18 protein-coding genes are annotated in these 13,236 nt (G+C 73.1%); 16 read left to right on the top strand and 2 right to left on the bottom strand.

Annotated features, from left to right (window positions below; translation table 11 throughout):
* Positions 1–3 precede the first annotated feature (3 nt).
* Genes hisH through hisF form a run of 4 tightly spaced genes read left to right on the top strand, consistent with a single transcriptional unit; the run spans position 4 to position 2,607 of the window.
* Complete coding sequence (gene hisH / locus ACEZDG_RS24130) at positions 4–636, top strand: imidazole glycerol phosphate synthase subunit HisH (protein WP_380512999.1); 633 nt, start codon at positions 4–6, stop codon at positions 634–636.
* A complete protein-coding gene (gene priA / locus ACEZDG_RS24125; protein ID WP_380512997.1) occupies positions 633–1,364 on the top strand; it encodes a bifunctional 1-(5-phosphoribosyl)-5-((5-phosphoribosylamino)methylideneamino)imidazole-4-carboxamide isomerase/phosphoribosylanthranilate isomerase PriA in 732 nt (243 codons plus the stop codon). The genes hisH and priA overlap by 4 nt, the downstream gene beginning before the upstream one ends.
* Before the next feature lie 41 nt (positions 1,365–1,405).
* Entirely contained in the window at positions 1,406–1,825 is a 420-nt protein-coding gene (locus ACEZDG_RS24120) for a RidA family protein (RefSeq protein WP_380512995.1), read from the top strand.
* A complete protein-coding gene (gene hisF, locus ACEZDG_RS24115) occupies positions 1,822–2,607 on the top strand; it encodes an imidazole glycerol phosphate synthase subunit HisF (protein WP_380512993.1) in 786 nt (261 codons plus the stop codon). Before ACEZDG_RS24120 ends, hisF begins: the two co-directional genes overlap by 4 nt.
* A 15-nt stretch (positions 2,608–2,622) precedes the next feature.
* On the opposite strand, the gene ACEZDG_RS24110 is transcribed toward hisF, so the two are convergent.
* Together ACEZDG_RS24110 and ACEZDG_RS24105 are read right to left on the bottom strand one after the other, a co-directional pair.
* Positions 2,623–3,255: a TIGR03085 family metal-binding protein gene (locus ACEZDG_RS24110; protein WP_380512991.1), complete on the bottom strand. Its 633-nt coding sequence runs from the start codon at positions 3,253–3,255 to the stop codon at positions 2,623–2,625.
* Between the two features lie 27 nt (positions 3,256–3,282).
* The gene (locus ACEZDG_RS24105) at positions 3,283–3,870 is read right to left on the bottom strand and encodes a hypothetical protein (protein WP_380512989.1); all 588 of its coding nucleotides are present in this window, start codon (positions 3,868–3,870) and stop codon (positions 3,283–3,285) included.
* Between the two features lie 80 nt (positions 3,871–3,950).
* Here ACEZDG_RS24105 and hisI point away from each other — a divergent pair, with 80 nt between their 5' ends.
* From hisI to ACEZDG_RS24045, 12 genes are all read left to right on the top strand, one after another.
* The gene (gene hisI / locus ACEZDG_RS24100; protein ID WP_380512987.1) at positions 3,951–4,349 is read left to right on the top strand and encodes a phosphoribosyl-AMP cyclohydrolase; all 399 of its coding nucleotides are present in this window, start codon (positions 3,951–3,953) and stop codon (positions 4,347–4,349) included.
* A gap of 11 nt (positions 4,350–4,360) precedes the next feature.
* Positions 4,361–5,908, top strand: a complete 1,548-nt coding sequence (locus ACEZDG_RS24095) for an anthranilate synthase component I (RefSeq protein WP_380512985.1) — start codon at positions 4,361–4,363, stop codon at positions 5,906–5,908.
* Positions 5,905–6,567 carry a TIGR02234 family membrane protein gene (locus ACEZDG_RS24090; RefSeq protein WP_380512984.1) on the top strand — a complete coding sequence of 221 codons (663 nt, stop codon included), beginning with the start codon at positions 5,905–5,907 and terminating at the stop codon, positions 6,565–6,567. The genes ACEZDG_RS24095 and ACEZDG_RS24090 overlap by 4 nt, the downstream gene beginning before the upstream one ends.
* Positions 6,568–6,653: 86 nt before the next feature.
* Entirely contained in the window at positions 6,654–6,908 is a 255-nt protein-coding gene (locus tag ACEZDG_RS24085) for an HGxxPAAW family protein (protein ID WP_380512982.1), read from the top strand.
* Positions 6,909–6,927: 19 nt separating this feature from the next.
* Positions 6,928–7,362 carry a DUF2752 domain-containing protein gene (locus ACEZDG_RS24080; RefSeq protein WP_380512981.1) on the top strand — a complete coding sequence of 145 codons (435 nt, stop codon included), beginning with the start codon at positions 6,928–6,930 and terminating at the stop codon, positions 7,360–7,362.
* A gap of 149 nt (positions 7,363–7,511) precedes the next feature.
* The gene (gene trpC, locus ACEZDG_RS24075) at positions 7,512–8,321 is read left to right on the top strand and encodes an indole-3-glycerol phosphate synthase TrpC (protein WP_380512979.1); all 810 of its coding nucleotides are present in this window, start codon (positions 7,512–7,514) and stop codon (positions 8,319–8,321) included.
* Positions 8,322–8,332: 11 nt separating this feature from the next.
* Positions 8,333–8,473 carry a tryptophan biosynthesis modulator TrpM gene (gene trpM / locus ACEZDG_RS24070; protein ID WP_380512978.1) on the top strand — a complete coding sequence of 47 codons (141 nt, stop codon included), beginning with the start codon at positions 8,333–8,335 and terminating at the stop codon, positions 8,471–8,473.
* 214 nt (positions 8,474–8,687) lie between these two features.
* Positions 8,688–9,914 (top strand): tryptophan synthase subunit beta, encoded by a 1,227-nt coding sequence (gene trpB / locus ACEZDG_RS24065; RefSeq protein WP_380512976.1) that lies wholly within the window; start codon positions 8,688–8,690, stop codon positions 9,912–9,914.
* Positions 9,911–10,714, top strand: a complete 804-nt coding sequence (gene trpA, locus ACEZDG_RS24060) for a tryptophan synthase subunit alpha (RefSeq protein ID WP_380512974.1) — start codon at positions 9,911–9,913, stop codon at positions 10,712–10,714. The genes trpB and trpA overlap by 4 nt, the downstream gene beginning before the upstream one ends.
* Positions 10,715–10,896: 182 nt before the next feature.
* On the top strand, positions 10,897–11,742 hold the full coding sequence (locus ACEZDG_RS24055) for a DsbA family protein (RefSeq protein WP_380512973.1): 846 nt from the start codon (positions 10,897–10,899) through the stop codon (positions 11,740–11,742).
* Positions 11,743–11,800: 58 nt separating this feature from the next.
* Positions 11,801–12,319, top strand: a complete 519-nt coding sequence (locus ACEZDG_RS24050; protein ID WP_380512971.1) for a MauE/DoxX family redox-associated membrane protein — start codon at positions 11,801–11,803, stop codon at positions 12,317–12,319.
* A 54-nt stretch (positions 12,320–12,373) separates the two neighbouring features.
* On the top strand, positions 12,374–13,219 hold the full coding sequence (locus ACEZDG_RS24045; protein ID WP_380512969.1) for a DsbA family protein: 846 nt from the start codon (positions 12,374–12,376) through the stop codon (positions 13,217–13,219).
* The last annotated feature ends 17 nt before the right edge of the window (positions 13,220–13,236 follow it).

The following is a 13,236-nucleotide window of genomic DNA, read 5'->3' as shown; positions in this document are numbered from 1 at the left end:
TGAATGGCCAAGCGAGTGGTCGTGCTGGACTACGGCTCCGGCAACCTCCGCTCCGCGCAGCGTGCGCTGGAGCGGGTCGGCGCCGAGGTCGAGGTCACCTCCGACTTCCAGACCGCGCTGGACGCGGACGGGCTGCTGGTCCCCGGCGTCGGCGCCTTCGCCGCCTGCATGGACGGCCTGCGGGCGGTCCGCGGCGAGCGGGTGATCGGCCGCCGACTGTCCGGCGGGCGCCCGGTGCTGGGCATCTGCGTGGGGATGCAGATCCTGTTCGCGCGCGGTGTCGAGCACGGCATCGAGACCGAGGGCTGCGACGAGTGGCCCGGCACGGTCGAGCCGCTGCAGGCCCCGATCGTCCCGCACATGGGCTGGAACACGGTGAAGGCCGCCGACGACAGCACCCTGTTCGCCGGTCTCGACCCCGAGGCCCGCTACTACTTCGTCCACTCCTACGCCGTCCGGCACTGGGAGCTGGCGCCGATCGAGCAGCTGCGCCCGGCGCGGGTCACCTGGGCCGAGCACGGCGAGCCCTTCGTCGCCGCGGTCGAGAACGGACCGCTGTCCGCGACGCAGTTCCACCCCGAGAAGTCCGGCGACGCCGGCGCGACCCTGCTGAAGAACTGGATCGACTCGCTGTGAGTGCTACCGACAAGCTCGTCCTCCTGCCCGCCGTCGACGTCCGGGACGGCCAGGCCGTGCGCCTGGTCAAGGGCGCCTCCGGCTCGGAGACCTCCTACGGCGAGCCGCTCGCCGCCGCGCTGGCCTGGCAGTCGGCCGGCGCCGAATGGATCCACCTGGTGGACCTGGACGCCGCCTTCGGTACCGGTGACAACCGGGCGCTGCTGGCCGAGGTCACCGGCCGGCTGGACGTCAGGGTCGAGCTGTCCGGCGGCATCCGCGACGACGACTCGCTGCGGGCCGCGCTGGCCACCGGCTGCGCCCGGGTCAACCTCGGCACCGCCGCGCTGGAGGCCCCGGAGTGGGTCGCCAAGGCCATCGCCGAGTACGGGGACCGGATCGCGGTCGGCCTGGACGTGGTCGGCACCACCCTCCGCGGCCGGGGCTGGACCAGCGAGGGCGGCGACCTCTACGAGGCGCTGGCCCGGCTGGACGCCGAGGGCTGCGCCCGCTACGTGGTCACCGACGTGGACAAGGACGGCACCCTCACCGGCCCCAACCTGGAGCTGCTGCGCAATGTCTGCGCCGCCACCGACCGCGCGGTCGTGGCCAGCGGCGGCGTGTCCTCGCTGCAGGACCTGCGCGACATCGCCACGCTGGTCGGCAGCGGGGTGGAGGGCGCGATTGTCGGGAAGGCCCTCTACGCTCAGGCATTCACCCTCGAAGAGGCACTGGCCACAGTGTCCTGAGACGGCACTGTTTCCAAGGACCCCAGGGAAGTGAGTCCGGTATGACGGAGCATCAGACGGCGCACCCGGTACGCGTGAACGGCCGCAGCCCGTGGGAGGAGCAGTTCGGCTTCGCCCGGGCCGTCGCCGTCGGAGACTTCGTCTTCGTGTCCGGGTGCACCGCCTGGGACGACGGGCGGACCCTCTTCGAGGGCTCCCCGTACGACCAGGCCAGGACCGCCTTCGGGGTGGCCCTGGACGCCATCGCCGGCTTCGGGCTCACCGTCGCCGACGTGGTCCGCACCCGGATGTACGTCACCCACGCCCGCGACCTCGAGGACGTCGGCCGACTGCACAAGGAGCTCTTCGGCGAGGTGCGCCCGGCCGCCACCATCGTCGTCGTCAGCGCGCTGCTCGACTCCCGGATGGCCGTGGAGGTCGAGATCGAGGCCTACAAGAAAAAGGTGGATTCCCCCGCATGACCCTCGCCGTTCGCGTGATCCCCTGCCTGGACGTCGACAACGGGCGGGTGGTCAAGGGCGTCAACTTCCAGAACCTGCGCGACGCCGGCGACCCTGTCGAGATGGCCCGGCTCTACGACGCCGAGGGCGCCGACGAGCTGACCTTCCTGGACATCACCGCCTCCTCCGGCGACCGGGAGACCACCTACGACGTGGTCCGCCGGACCGCCGAGCAGGTGTTCATCCCGCTGACCGTGGGCGGCGGGGTCCGGGAGGCCGAGGACGTCAACCGGCTGCTGCGGGCCGGCGCGGACAAGGTCGGCGTCAACACCGCCGCCATCGCCCGGCCCGAGCTGCTGCGGGAGATCGCCCGCCGCTTCGGCCGCCAGGTGCTGGTGCTGTCCATCGACGCCCGCCGGGTGCAGGAGGGTACAGCAGTATCAGGGGTGGAGACGGACTCCGGCTTCGAGGTCACCACCCACGGCGGACGCCGCGGCACCGGCCTGGACGCCGTGGCCTGGGCCGAGCAGGCGGCCGATCTCGGCGCCGGCGAGATCCTGCTCAACTCCATGGACGCCGACGGCACCAAGGACGGCTACGACCTGGAACTGCTGCGCGCGGTGCGCAAGTCGGTGGGCATCCCGGTGATCGCCAGCGGCGGCGCGGGACGGCTGGCCGACTTCGCCCCCGCGGTGGAGGCCGGCGCGGACGCGGTCCTCGCCGCCAGCGTGTTCCACTTCGGCGACCTGCGGATCGGCGAGGTCAAGCAGGCCCTCCGGGAGGCCGGCCACCCGGTCCGCTAGCGCCCCAGCAGTCGCCTACATGCCGAGCTGGGCGGTCTGCACCTTGGCGACCGCCTCCTTGTCGCCCTCCAGGGTGACCTCGGCCTTGTCCTGCCGACCCATGGTGAACAGCAGCAGCTCGGCGGGCTCGCCGGTGGCGGTGACCACCGGCGCGCCCTTGCGGGCCACCGCGGTCTGCCCGTCCGGGCGGCGCAGCACCAGGCCGGTCGGCGACTTCCGGCCGTTCAGCGGGGCGGTCCTGGCCAGCCGCTTCCACAGCAGCTCGGCGAACTCGGCGTCCAGCACCCGCGGCGACCAGCCCTCCTGGGCCCGGCGCACGTCCTCGCCGTGGACGTAGAACTCCACGGTGTTGCCGACCTCGTCCGCGCCGGGGATCCCGAACAGCGAGAACCGCGGCGGCCCGGTCCTGATCAGCTCGAGCAACTGCTCGAACGGCCTGGCCGCGTACTCGCCCTGCACCTTGGCGAGCCGCCCGGCCAGCGGCTTGAGCATGATCCCGCCGGCCGCGTCCGGCCTGCGCTCTCGGACCACGATATGGGCGGCGAGCTCCCTGGTGGTCCAGCCCTCGCAGAGGGTGGGCGCGTCGGGGCCGACGCTCTCCAGCAGATCGGCCAGCAGCAGGCGTTCGCGTCGGGCATGGTTCGACATACCGGCCAGGGTACGACTGATGGGCTGTCAGCGCAGCGGTGCCGTGAGCTTGGAAGCGCGGAATCCGATCTCCAGCATGCAGGTGACCGTGTGCGTCCCGGCCTGGTACGGCTTGAGGTCGGGGAAGTAGATCCCCTCGTTCAGGCGGTCGGCCAGGGCCGCGGGCTGGCGGTGCCAGGCGGCGTCGTTGATCGGCTTGCACAGCGCCCGGCCCTGCTTGTTGATGTCGAACGCGGTCTTCAGCCCGGCCGGGAGCTGCACCAGGCCGGTGATCTGGGTGTCGTGCGGGCTGTGGCAGTCGTGCTTGGTGACCTTCTTGAGCGAGGAGGTGATGCTCGGGTCGCTGACGCAGTCACCGGCCTGCAGCACCACGTAGGGGAAGGTCTGCGGCACCGGTGTGGGGCTCGGGCTCGGCGGCGGCGGTGTGGTCGGGGCCGGGGCCGAACTGCTGGGCGCGGCGGCCGGCGCCTTGTGCTTGCCGCCCCCCGCCAGCACCACGACCAGCACCGCGACCACGACCAGCAGCACCAGCACCCCCGCGGCGACGAAGGCGGTACGCCGCCCGGGGCTCCGGCGCGGGGAAGGGGAGGCTGCGGGTGGCTCCTCGGCACTCATGCGGACCAGGATGCCCGGAACCCGGGGCGGTCCACCATGGGGCGTCACGACCCGGCGCCGGAGCTTGGCAGAATGGAGCCATGCCAGACACCGCCGCAGCACCCGCCCTGCCGGGCAGCACCGCGCTCGACCCCGCCCTCGCCGCCCGGCTGAAGCGCGACCCGCAGGGCCTGGTGCCCGCCGTCGCCCAGCAGTACGACACCGGCGAGGTGCTGATGCTGGGGTGGATGGACGACGAGGCCCTGCACCGCACGCTCAGCACCGGCCGCTGCACCTACTGGTCCCGCAGCCGCCGCGAGTACTGGGTCAAGGGGGACACCTCAGGGCACCTCCAGCTGGTCAAGTCGGTCGCCCTGGACTGCGACGGCGACACCCTGCTGGTGAAGGTCGACCAGGTCGGCGCTGCCTGCCACACCGGCGACCGGACCTGCTTCGACGCGGGCGGGATCGCCCTCATTGCCGCCCCCGCCGACCAGTAGGCTCAGCGACCATGACCACCGGCACCGTCACCCCCGACCTGGACACCTTCCGCAAGCTCGCCGTCGACCGCCGGGTCGTCCCGGTCGTCCGGCGGCTGCTCGCGGACGGCGACACCCCCGTCGGCCTGTACCGCAAGCTCGCCGCGGAGCGTCCGCACACCTTCCTGCTGGAGTCCGCGGAGCAGGGCAGGTCCTGGTCCCGCTACTCCTTCGTCGGGGTGCGCTGCAGCGCCGCGCTGACCGTGGACCAGGACGGCGGCGCGCGCTGGCTCGGCGAGCCCCCCGTCGGGGTGCCCACCGAGGGCGACCCGCTGCGGGTGCTGCGCGGCACCATCGAGGCCCTGCACACCCCCAGGGACCTGCACCGGACCGGCGAACTGCCGCCGTTCACCGGCGGCATGGTCGGCTACCTCGGCTACGACGTGGTCCGCCGGCTGGAGAAGCTGCCGGTGATCGCCCCGGACGACCTCGGCCTGCCCGAGCTGACCATGCTGCTCGCCACCGACCTCGCCGTGCTCGACCACGCCAACGGCAGCGTGATCCTGATCGCCAACGCGGTGAACCACGACGACCGCCCCACCGGCGTGGACGACGCCTACGCGGACGCGGTGGCCCGGCTGGACGCGATGACCGCCGACCTGGCCCGTCCGGTCGACACCGGGGCCGCCGCGCTGACGCCGGTGGCGTCGGTGGACGCCGTCTCGCCCTTCGGCGGGGCCCCCTACCGGGCCGCCGTGGAGCAGGTCAAGGAGCGGATCAGGGCCGGCGAGGCGTTCCAGGTGGTGCCCTCGCAGCGGTTCGAGGCGCCCTGCCCGGCCAGCGCGCTGGACGTCTACCGGGTGCTCAGGACCACCAACCCCAGCCCCTACATGTACCTGTTCCGCTTCGACGGCTTCGACGTGGTCGGCTCCAGCCCGGAGGCGCTGGTCAAGGTCGAGGACGGCCGGGCCATGGTGCACCCCATCGCCGGCACCCGGCACCGCGGCGCCACCCCCGAGGAGGACGCCGACCTCGCCGCCGAACTGCTGGCCGACCCCAAGGAGCGGGCCGAGCACCTGATGCTGGTCGACCTCGGCCGCAACGACCTGGGCCGGGTCTGCGCCCCGGGCACGGTGGAGGTGGTCGAGTTCATGACGGTGGAGCGCTACAGCCACGTCATGCACATCGTCTCCACCGTCACCGGCGAGGTCGCCGAGGGCCGCACCGCCTTCGACGTGCTCACCGCCTGCTTCCCGGCCGGGACGCTGTCCGGGGCGCCCAAGCCCCGTGCCATGCAGATCATCGAGGAGCTGGAACCCACCCGCCGCGGCCTCTACGGGGGCTGCGTGGGCTATCTGGACTTCGCCGGGGACTCCGACACCGCGATCGCCATCCGCACCGCGCTGATCCGGGACGGCCGGGCCTACGTCCAGGCCGGGGCCGGGGTGGTCGCCGACTCCGTGCCGGAGAGCGAGGACGCCGAGTGCCGCAACAAGGCCGCGGCCGTGCTGCGCGCGGTCGCCAGTGCGAGCACCCTGCGTCCGGTCGACGCGACGGTGCAGGGCACACTGGAACGGTGACCGCCCTGCCCCCGCCCCGCACCGAACCCGCCGCCCCCGAGCCCGCCGCCGAGCCCGCCGCCCCCGCGCCGAGCGCCCCGCGGCCGGACCGGCGCAGCCTCGCGCTGATGCTGCTGCTCACCGTGCTCGGCGCGGCCGTGGTGCTGCTCGCCGCGGGGCAGACCTGGGCCCGCGGCAGCGTCGCGTTCCAGGGCACCCCGCTCCGGATCTCCGCCACCGGCGCCCAGACCAGTGGGCTGCCCTCGGCGCTGGCGCTGGTCGGCCTCGCCGCCGCGGTCGCGGTCTTCGCGGTGCGCGGCCGGGCCCGCCAGGCCATCGGGGTGCTGCTGGCGCTGGCCGGGGCCGGGGTGGCCGCCTCCGCGCTGACCGCGGCCACCGGGGTGGGCGCGCTGGACCGCAGGGCGGCCCGCGCGGTCGGCCTGACCAGGGCCGTCGCCACCGGCGCCGGCCACACGGCCTGGCCCTGGACCGCCGCCCTGGGCGGCCTGCTGCTGCTGCTGGCCGGACTGCTGGTGCTGGCCAGGGGCCGGGACTGGCCCGGCATGTCCTCCCGCTACGAGGCCCCCGGGGCGACCCGCCGCCGTGCCGAGGCGCCCGCCCCGGAGGCCCCCGCCGACCTCTGGAAGGCGCTGGACCGGGGCGAGGACCCGACACGCTGAACCGCAGGGTGCCACCCCGTACGGCGACCCGCACCGCCGTACGGAACAATGTCTGTCGAGAGCCAACGTTCAACCTAGGAGCAGTTATGTCGGGTAGCGCCCACGGACACACCACCGCAGCCTGGACCGCGGTGACGATCTGCTTCATCGGCTTCATGCTCGCCGCTGTGGCCATGGTCGCGCCCTGGCCGGTGCTGGTCGTCGTCGGCCTGGTCATCGCCGCGGTCGGCCCGATCATCGGCAAGGTGATGTCGGCGGCCGGCTTCGGCAAGAAGGTCGACTCCGCCCACGCCCCGGCCGGTGCGCAGAAGACCCCGGTCGGCTCGGGCGTCTCCTCCTGACGACAGCGCCGGTCCGGTCATGTCGGTGACGGCGGGTCGTCCCGCCCCCCGGGCGCTCGCCGCGCCGGCGGTCGTCCTCGCGGCCGTCGCCGCGGCGACGACGTATGTCGGCGTGGTCTCGCCGGACCGCCCCGGCCACTACCCGGTCTGCCCGTTCCTGCGGGTCACCGGCTGGTGGTGCCCGGCCTGCGGCGGCCTGCGCTGCGTCCACGCCCTGACCAGGGGCGACCTCGGGGCCGCGGTGCACGACAACGTCCTGGTGGTGGTCGCCGGCACGGTCGCGGCGCTGGTCTGGCTGCGCTGGAGCTACCGCTCCTGGCGCGGACTGCCCACCGCAGTGCCCGGCCTCGGGCGTGGCTGGATGTGGGCGGTGATCGGCGGCCTGCTGGTGTTCGCGGTGCTGCGGAACACTCCGTGGGGGACCTGGCTGGCCCCGCCGGTAGTGCCGGTCTGACCAGCGCGGATGTGTCCGCTGGGCGAGACCCCGGCGGTCTCGATGCGGGTACCGGCCGCTCCGGCGGATACCATCGGTCCAGGCTGTCACCAGCCGAACAGCTGTCCTGAAGCACCGCAGTACCACCACTTCAGAAGGGGGCATCCAGAGTGAGCGTGCTCGACGAGATCATCGCCGGGGTCCGTGAGGACCTCGAGGAGCGCATGAGCCGGGTGTCCCTTGACGACCTCAAGGAGCTCGCGGTCCGCGCGCCCGAGGCCAAGGACGGCGTGGCCGCGCTGCGCGGCGACAGCGTCCGGGTGATCTGCGAGGTCAAGCGCTCCAGCCCGTCCAAGGGCGCGCTGGCCGCCATCGCCGACCCGGCCGCGCTGGCCGCGGACTACGCGGCGGGCGGTGCGGCGGCGATCTCGGTGCTGACCGAGCAGCGCCGCTTCGGCGGCTCGCTGGCCGACCTCAAGGCGGTCCGCGACGCGGTCGACACGCCGGTGCTGCGCAAGGACTTCATCGTCACCGCCTACCAGCTGTGGGAGGCCCGCGCCTACGGCGCCGACCTGGCCCTGCTGATCGTCGCCGCGCTGGAGCAGCCCGCGCTTGAGTCGCTGATCGAGCGGGCCCAGTCCATCGGGCTGACCCCGCTGGTCGAGGTGCACGACGAGGAGGAGGTGGCCCGCGCGGTCGACGCTGGGGCCCGGATCATCGGCGTCAACGCCCGGAACCTCAAGGACCTCAAGGTCGACCGGGACACCTTCGCCAATGTCGCGCCGTCGATCCCGTCGCACATCGTCCGGGTCGCCGAGTCCGGGGTGCGCGGTCCGCACGACCTGATCGCCTACGCCAACGAGGGCGCGGACGCGGTCCTGGTCGGCGAGTCCCTGGTCACCGGCCGCGACCCCAGGGCGGCCGTCGCCGACCTGGTCGCCGCGGGCGCCCACCCGGCGATTCGCCACAGCCGGGGCTGACCACTACCCTCATGGCCATGTCCGCCCGACTCCAGCCCGGTTGCCGCCCCCGCGGCTGCCGCGCGCCCGCGCGCCGGGTGCTGGGGCGCCGGGTGCGCTATGTGATCGGAGCCGAGCCCGGGCAGGTCCCCGGTGCCCGATGGCAGGGATAGGGCACTTCTGAGGGATCTTCGCTGCGGGCCGTAGCGGGCTGGGCGCGCAGTTCCCCGCGCCCCCAGCCGGTTGCAACTGGCTCAGCTGCCGCACCGCAGGGGCGCGGGGAACTGCGCCACCGACCCGGCACACGCCGCACCCGAGATCCTCAGACGCACCCCAGGTCCGTTCCTGACACCCCATCGGCCCACACACCCTGAGGGACCATCACCCATGTCGTCCAACGACATCACCCCCGACGCGCGCGGGTACTTCGGCGCGTACGGCGGTCGCTTCATCCCGGAGGCGCTGGTCGCCGCCGTCGAGCAGGTCGCCGACGAGTACGAGAAGGCCAAGGCCGACCCGGCCTTCGGCGCCGAACTCGCCGCCCTGCTCAAGGACTACACCGGGCGCCCCAGCCCGCTCACCGACGTCCACCGCTTCTCCGCGGAGGCGGGCGGCGCCCGCGTCCTGCTCAAGCGCGAGGACCTGAACCACACCGGCTCGCACAAGATCAACAACGTGCTGGGCCAGGCCCTGCTGACCCGCCGGATGGGCAAGACCCGGCTGATCGCCGAGACCGGCGCAGGACAGCACGGCGTGGCCACCGCCACCGCCGCCGCGCTGTTCGGCCTTGACTGCACCATCTACATGGGCGAGGTCGACACCCGGCGCCAGGCGCTGAACGTGGCCCGGATGCGGATGCTCGGTGCCGAGGTCATCCCGGTGACCTCCGGCAGCCGCACCCTCAAGGACGCCATCAACGAGGCGTTCCGGGACTGGGTCGCCAATGTCGACTCCACCCACTACCTGTTCGGCACGGTCGCCGGACCGCACCCGTTCCCGATGATGGTCCGCGACTTCCACCGGGTGATCGGCATCGAGGCCAGGGCCCAGGTCCTGGACCGCACCGGCAGGCTCCCGGACGCCATCGTCGCCTGCGTCGGCGGCGGCTCCAACGCGATGGGGATCTTCTACGACTTCATCCCCGACGCGGGCGTCCGCCTGGTCGGCATCGAGGCGGCCGGCGAGGGCGTCGACACCCCCCGCCACGCGGCCACCCTCACCAAGGGCGACCCCGGCGTGCTGCACGGCTCCCGCACCTACGTGCTGCAGGACGAGGACGGCCAGACCATCGAGAGCCACAGCATCTCGGCCGGTCTCGACTACCCCGGCGTCGGCCCCGAGCACTCCTACCTCAAGGACGCCGGACGGGCCGAGTACCGGCCCTGCACCGACGCCGCCGCCATGGAGGCGCTGCGGCTGCTCTCCCGCACCGAGGGCATCATCCCGGCCATCGAGAGCGCGCACGCGCTGGCCGGCGCGCTGGAGCTGGGCCGCGAGCTGGGCCCGGACGCGACCATCCTGGTCAGCCTCTCCGGACGCGGCGACAAGGACATGCACACCGCCGCCGAGTACTTCGGCCTGCTCGACGACGCACCGCAGGGGGGCACCAAGTGACGCTGCTCGACACCACCCTGGCCGCGGCGAAGGCCGAGAACCGGGCCGCGCTGATCGGCTACCTCCCGGCCGGCTTCCCGACCATCCCCGGCGCGGCCGACACCGTGCAGGCGCTGATCGACGGCGGCTGCGACGTGGTCGAGATCGGACTGCCGCACAGCGACCCGGTGCTGGACGGCCCGGTGATCCAGACCGCCGACGACATCGCGCTGCGCAACGGCATCCGGATCACCGACGTGCTGGAGACGGTCCGTCAGGTCACCGCCGCCAACCCGGCCGTGCCGGTACTGGTGATGACCTACTGGAACCCGGTGGACCGGTACGGGGCCGCGCGCTTCGCCGCCGACCTGGCCGCCGCCGGGGGAGCGGGCTGCATCCTGCCCGACCTCCCGGTCGAGGAGGCCGGCGGCTGGCTGGCCGCGGCCACCGGACTGGACCTGGCCACGGTGTTCGTGGTGGCCCCTTCCAGCCGGGACCAGCGGCTGGCCACGATCACCGCCAGCGGCACCGGCTTCGTCTACGCCGCCGCGGTGATGGGCGTGACCGGCAGCCGGGCCCAGGTCGGCGAGCTGGCCGAGGACCTGGTCAAGCGCACCCGGGCGACCACCGACCTGCCGGTCTGCGTCGGCCTCGGCGTCTCCACGGCGGCCCAGGCCGCCGAGGTGTCGGCCTTCGCCGACGGTGTGATCGTCGGCTCCGCCTTCGTCCAGCGGATCCTGGACGCGCCCTCCGCCGAGGCGGGCTGCACCGCGGTCCGCGAGCTGGCGGCCGAGCTGGCGGCAGGCGTCCGCAAGCGCTGACCAGCGCTGCTGTTCAGCGCTGTTGTTCCGTCGGGTAAACGTTCCACGCGGTCACTCCTTCGGGTGAGTGGCCGCGTGGCGCGTACCCCGGGCAGTGCCCTCCTCGTTGATGATCCGGCAGGTGGCGCCTCTTCGGCGCCGCCCGTGCGTTTTCGCACGACCGCGATCCGAGGAGGTCCTCCGTGGCTGCTTCACCCCGTGTCCGGGTGGCCAAGGCCGCTGTCGCCGCCGTCGCCCTGGCGGTGGCCGTCGGCGGAGAGGCGACCGTCGCCAAAGCCCTCTCCGAGGGCGGGCTGCAGCGCACCACCGCCGACCGGCCCGCGGACCAGCGGATGCTGGCCCCGGCCGCCGTCAGCCGCAGCCTCTCCAGGGCGCCGCTGGTCAAGGCTTCCCCGGTCAAGGCGCCGTTGGTCAAAGACGTGCCGCAGCGGAGGGTGCTGCTCGGCCTGCCGGCCCGGCTCTCCCCGGACGGCGCCGGGATCGACGTCGGCTACGCCGACGCCCCGGTGGTGCTCACCGTGTTCGAGGACTTCCGCTGCTCCACCACCGCCGCCTTCGAGGCCCGCCAGGGCGCGAAGCTCGCCGCGATGGCCGCGGCCCACCAGGTGCTGGTGCGCTATGTGCTCGAGTCCTCGCTGGACCAGCGGCTGCCGGGGCCCGGCGCGCTGCTGGCCACCAACGCCGCCCGCGCCGCGCTCGCCCACGGCGGCTTCCCCGAGTACCACGCGCTGCTGTTCGCCAACCAGCCGGACGAGTACACCGACGGCTTCACCGAGGCCCGGCTGCTGCAGCTGGGCTCCTCGGTCCCGCACCTGCGCGGCCCGGCCTTCGACGCCGAGCTGCACGACCTCTGGTACCGCAGCTGGGTCGGCCAGGCGCAGACCGCCTACACCGACGCCAAGGTGCACCACGGCACCCCCTCGATGCTGCTGAACGGCCAGGAGGTCGACCTCGGCGCGCAGCCGAAGCTGCTGACAGACCCGGCTGCGCTCGGCGCCCTGGTGCAGCAGGCGGCGAAGTCGAACTGACCTGCCGTGCAACCGAATTGACGCAGTAATGGCGCAGATCGCAGGGAGGCGATGCCACATGATCGCGGATCAGACGGCCAGAACCGGCCGCACCACACCGGGGGTGACCGGCGGACGGGCGGCCGTCGCCGACTGGATCGGCACCGCCGCCAGAGTCGGCCTCGCGGTGGTCTGGGGCTGGGCCGGCTTCGCCAAGATCGGCGACCCGGAGGCGGCGGCCCAGGCCGTACGGGCCTACCGGCTGCTGCCGGAGGCGCTGGTCAAGCCCTTCGGCTACGGGCTGCCGTTCCTGGAGATGGCGCTGGCCCTGCTGCTGCTGGTGGGCCTCGGCACCAGGATCGCCGCCGGGATCTCCGCGCTGCTGCTGCTGGTCTACATCGGCTCCATCGCCTCGGTCTGGGCCCGCGGGATCTCCATCGACTGCGGCTGCTTCGGCGGCGGCGGCGCGGTGAGCGCCTCCAAGACCGCCTACCTCCAGGAGATCCTGCGCGACCTGGGTTTCCTGGTGGTGGCCGGCTGGCTGCTCTGGCGGCCCCGGTCCCGGCTCTCCCTGGACGGGCTGCTCGCCGCCCCCTGACCCACCCCTTCAGAGCAGTTTTCCCTGTCCCCTCGCAGTTGGTGATGAAGCAACATGAGTCAGAAGAACACTGAGGCCAGGCGCAGTGCGCGCGACCGGATGCAGGAGGAGCGCGCCGCCCAGGAGGCCAAGGCCCGGCGGATGCGCCAGTTCGGCATCATCGGCACCGTGCTGGCCGTGCTGGTGGTCGCGGTCGTGGTCGGCGTCCTGGTGATGAACCACAAGTCCAGCTCCTACTCGGCCACGGACGCCCCGAAGGGGACGGTGGGGACCAACAACCTGGTCATCCCGGTCGGCGCCGACGCCGCGCCGTCCACGCTGACGGTCTACGAGGACCCGCGCTGTCCCGCCTGCGGCGAGTTCGAGACCTCCTTCCACGGCACGGTCAACAAGCTGCTGAGCGAAGGCAGGATCAAGGTCCAGTACCACGTGGTGTCGTTCATCGACCGGCACGACCAGGGCAGCGGCTCCAAGAACGCCGCCAACGCCCTGGCCTGCGCCCAGAACATCGGGAAGTTCCACAACTTCCACGATGTGATCTACGCCAACCAGCCGGACGAGACCGACGACGCCTGGGCCGACAAGGGCAAGCTGATCACCCTGGCCAAGCAGGTGCCGGGGCTGGACACACCGGCCTTCGAGTCCTGTGTGAACGGCAACAGCTTCGGCTCCTGGGTCACCGCGGTGCAGACCGACTTCGACAAGTCCGGCTTCAGCTCCACGCCGACCATCCTGCTCAACGGCACCTCGGCCTACCCGACCTTCAAGAACGAGCAGATCAGCGAGGCGAACCTGGTGAAGTGGGTGGACGCGGCGAACAAGGGCAAGACCCCGGCCGTGCTCACCCCGGCCAGCGCCGCCGCGCTGGCCTCGCCGACGGCGGGCAACACCAAGCCGTAGTACGTGCAGCAACCTGC

Source organism: Streptacidiphilus alkalitolerans, assembly GCF_042511045.1.
In the GTDB taxonomy this organism is placed as follows: Bacteria; Actinomycetota; Actinomycetes; order Streptomycetales; family Streptomycetaceae; genus Streptacidiphilus; species Streptacidiphilus alkalitolerans.
The sequence above is the reverse complement of the archived record's forward strand: the minus strand, read 5'-3'. Positions and strand labels throughout refer to the sequence as shown.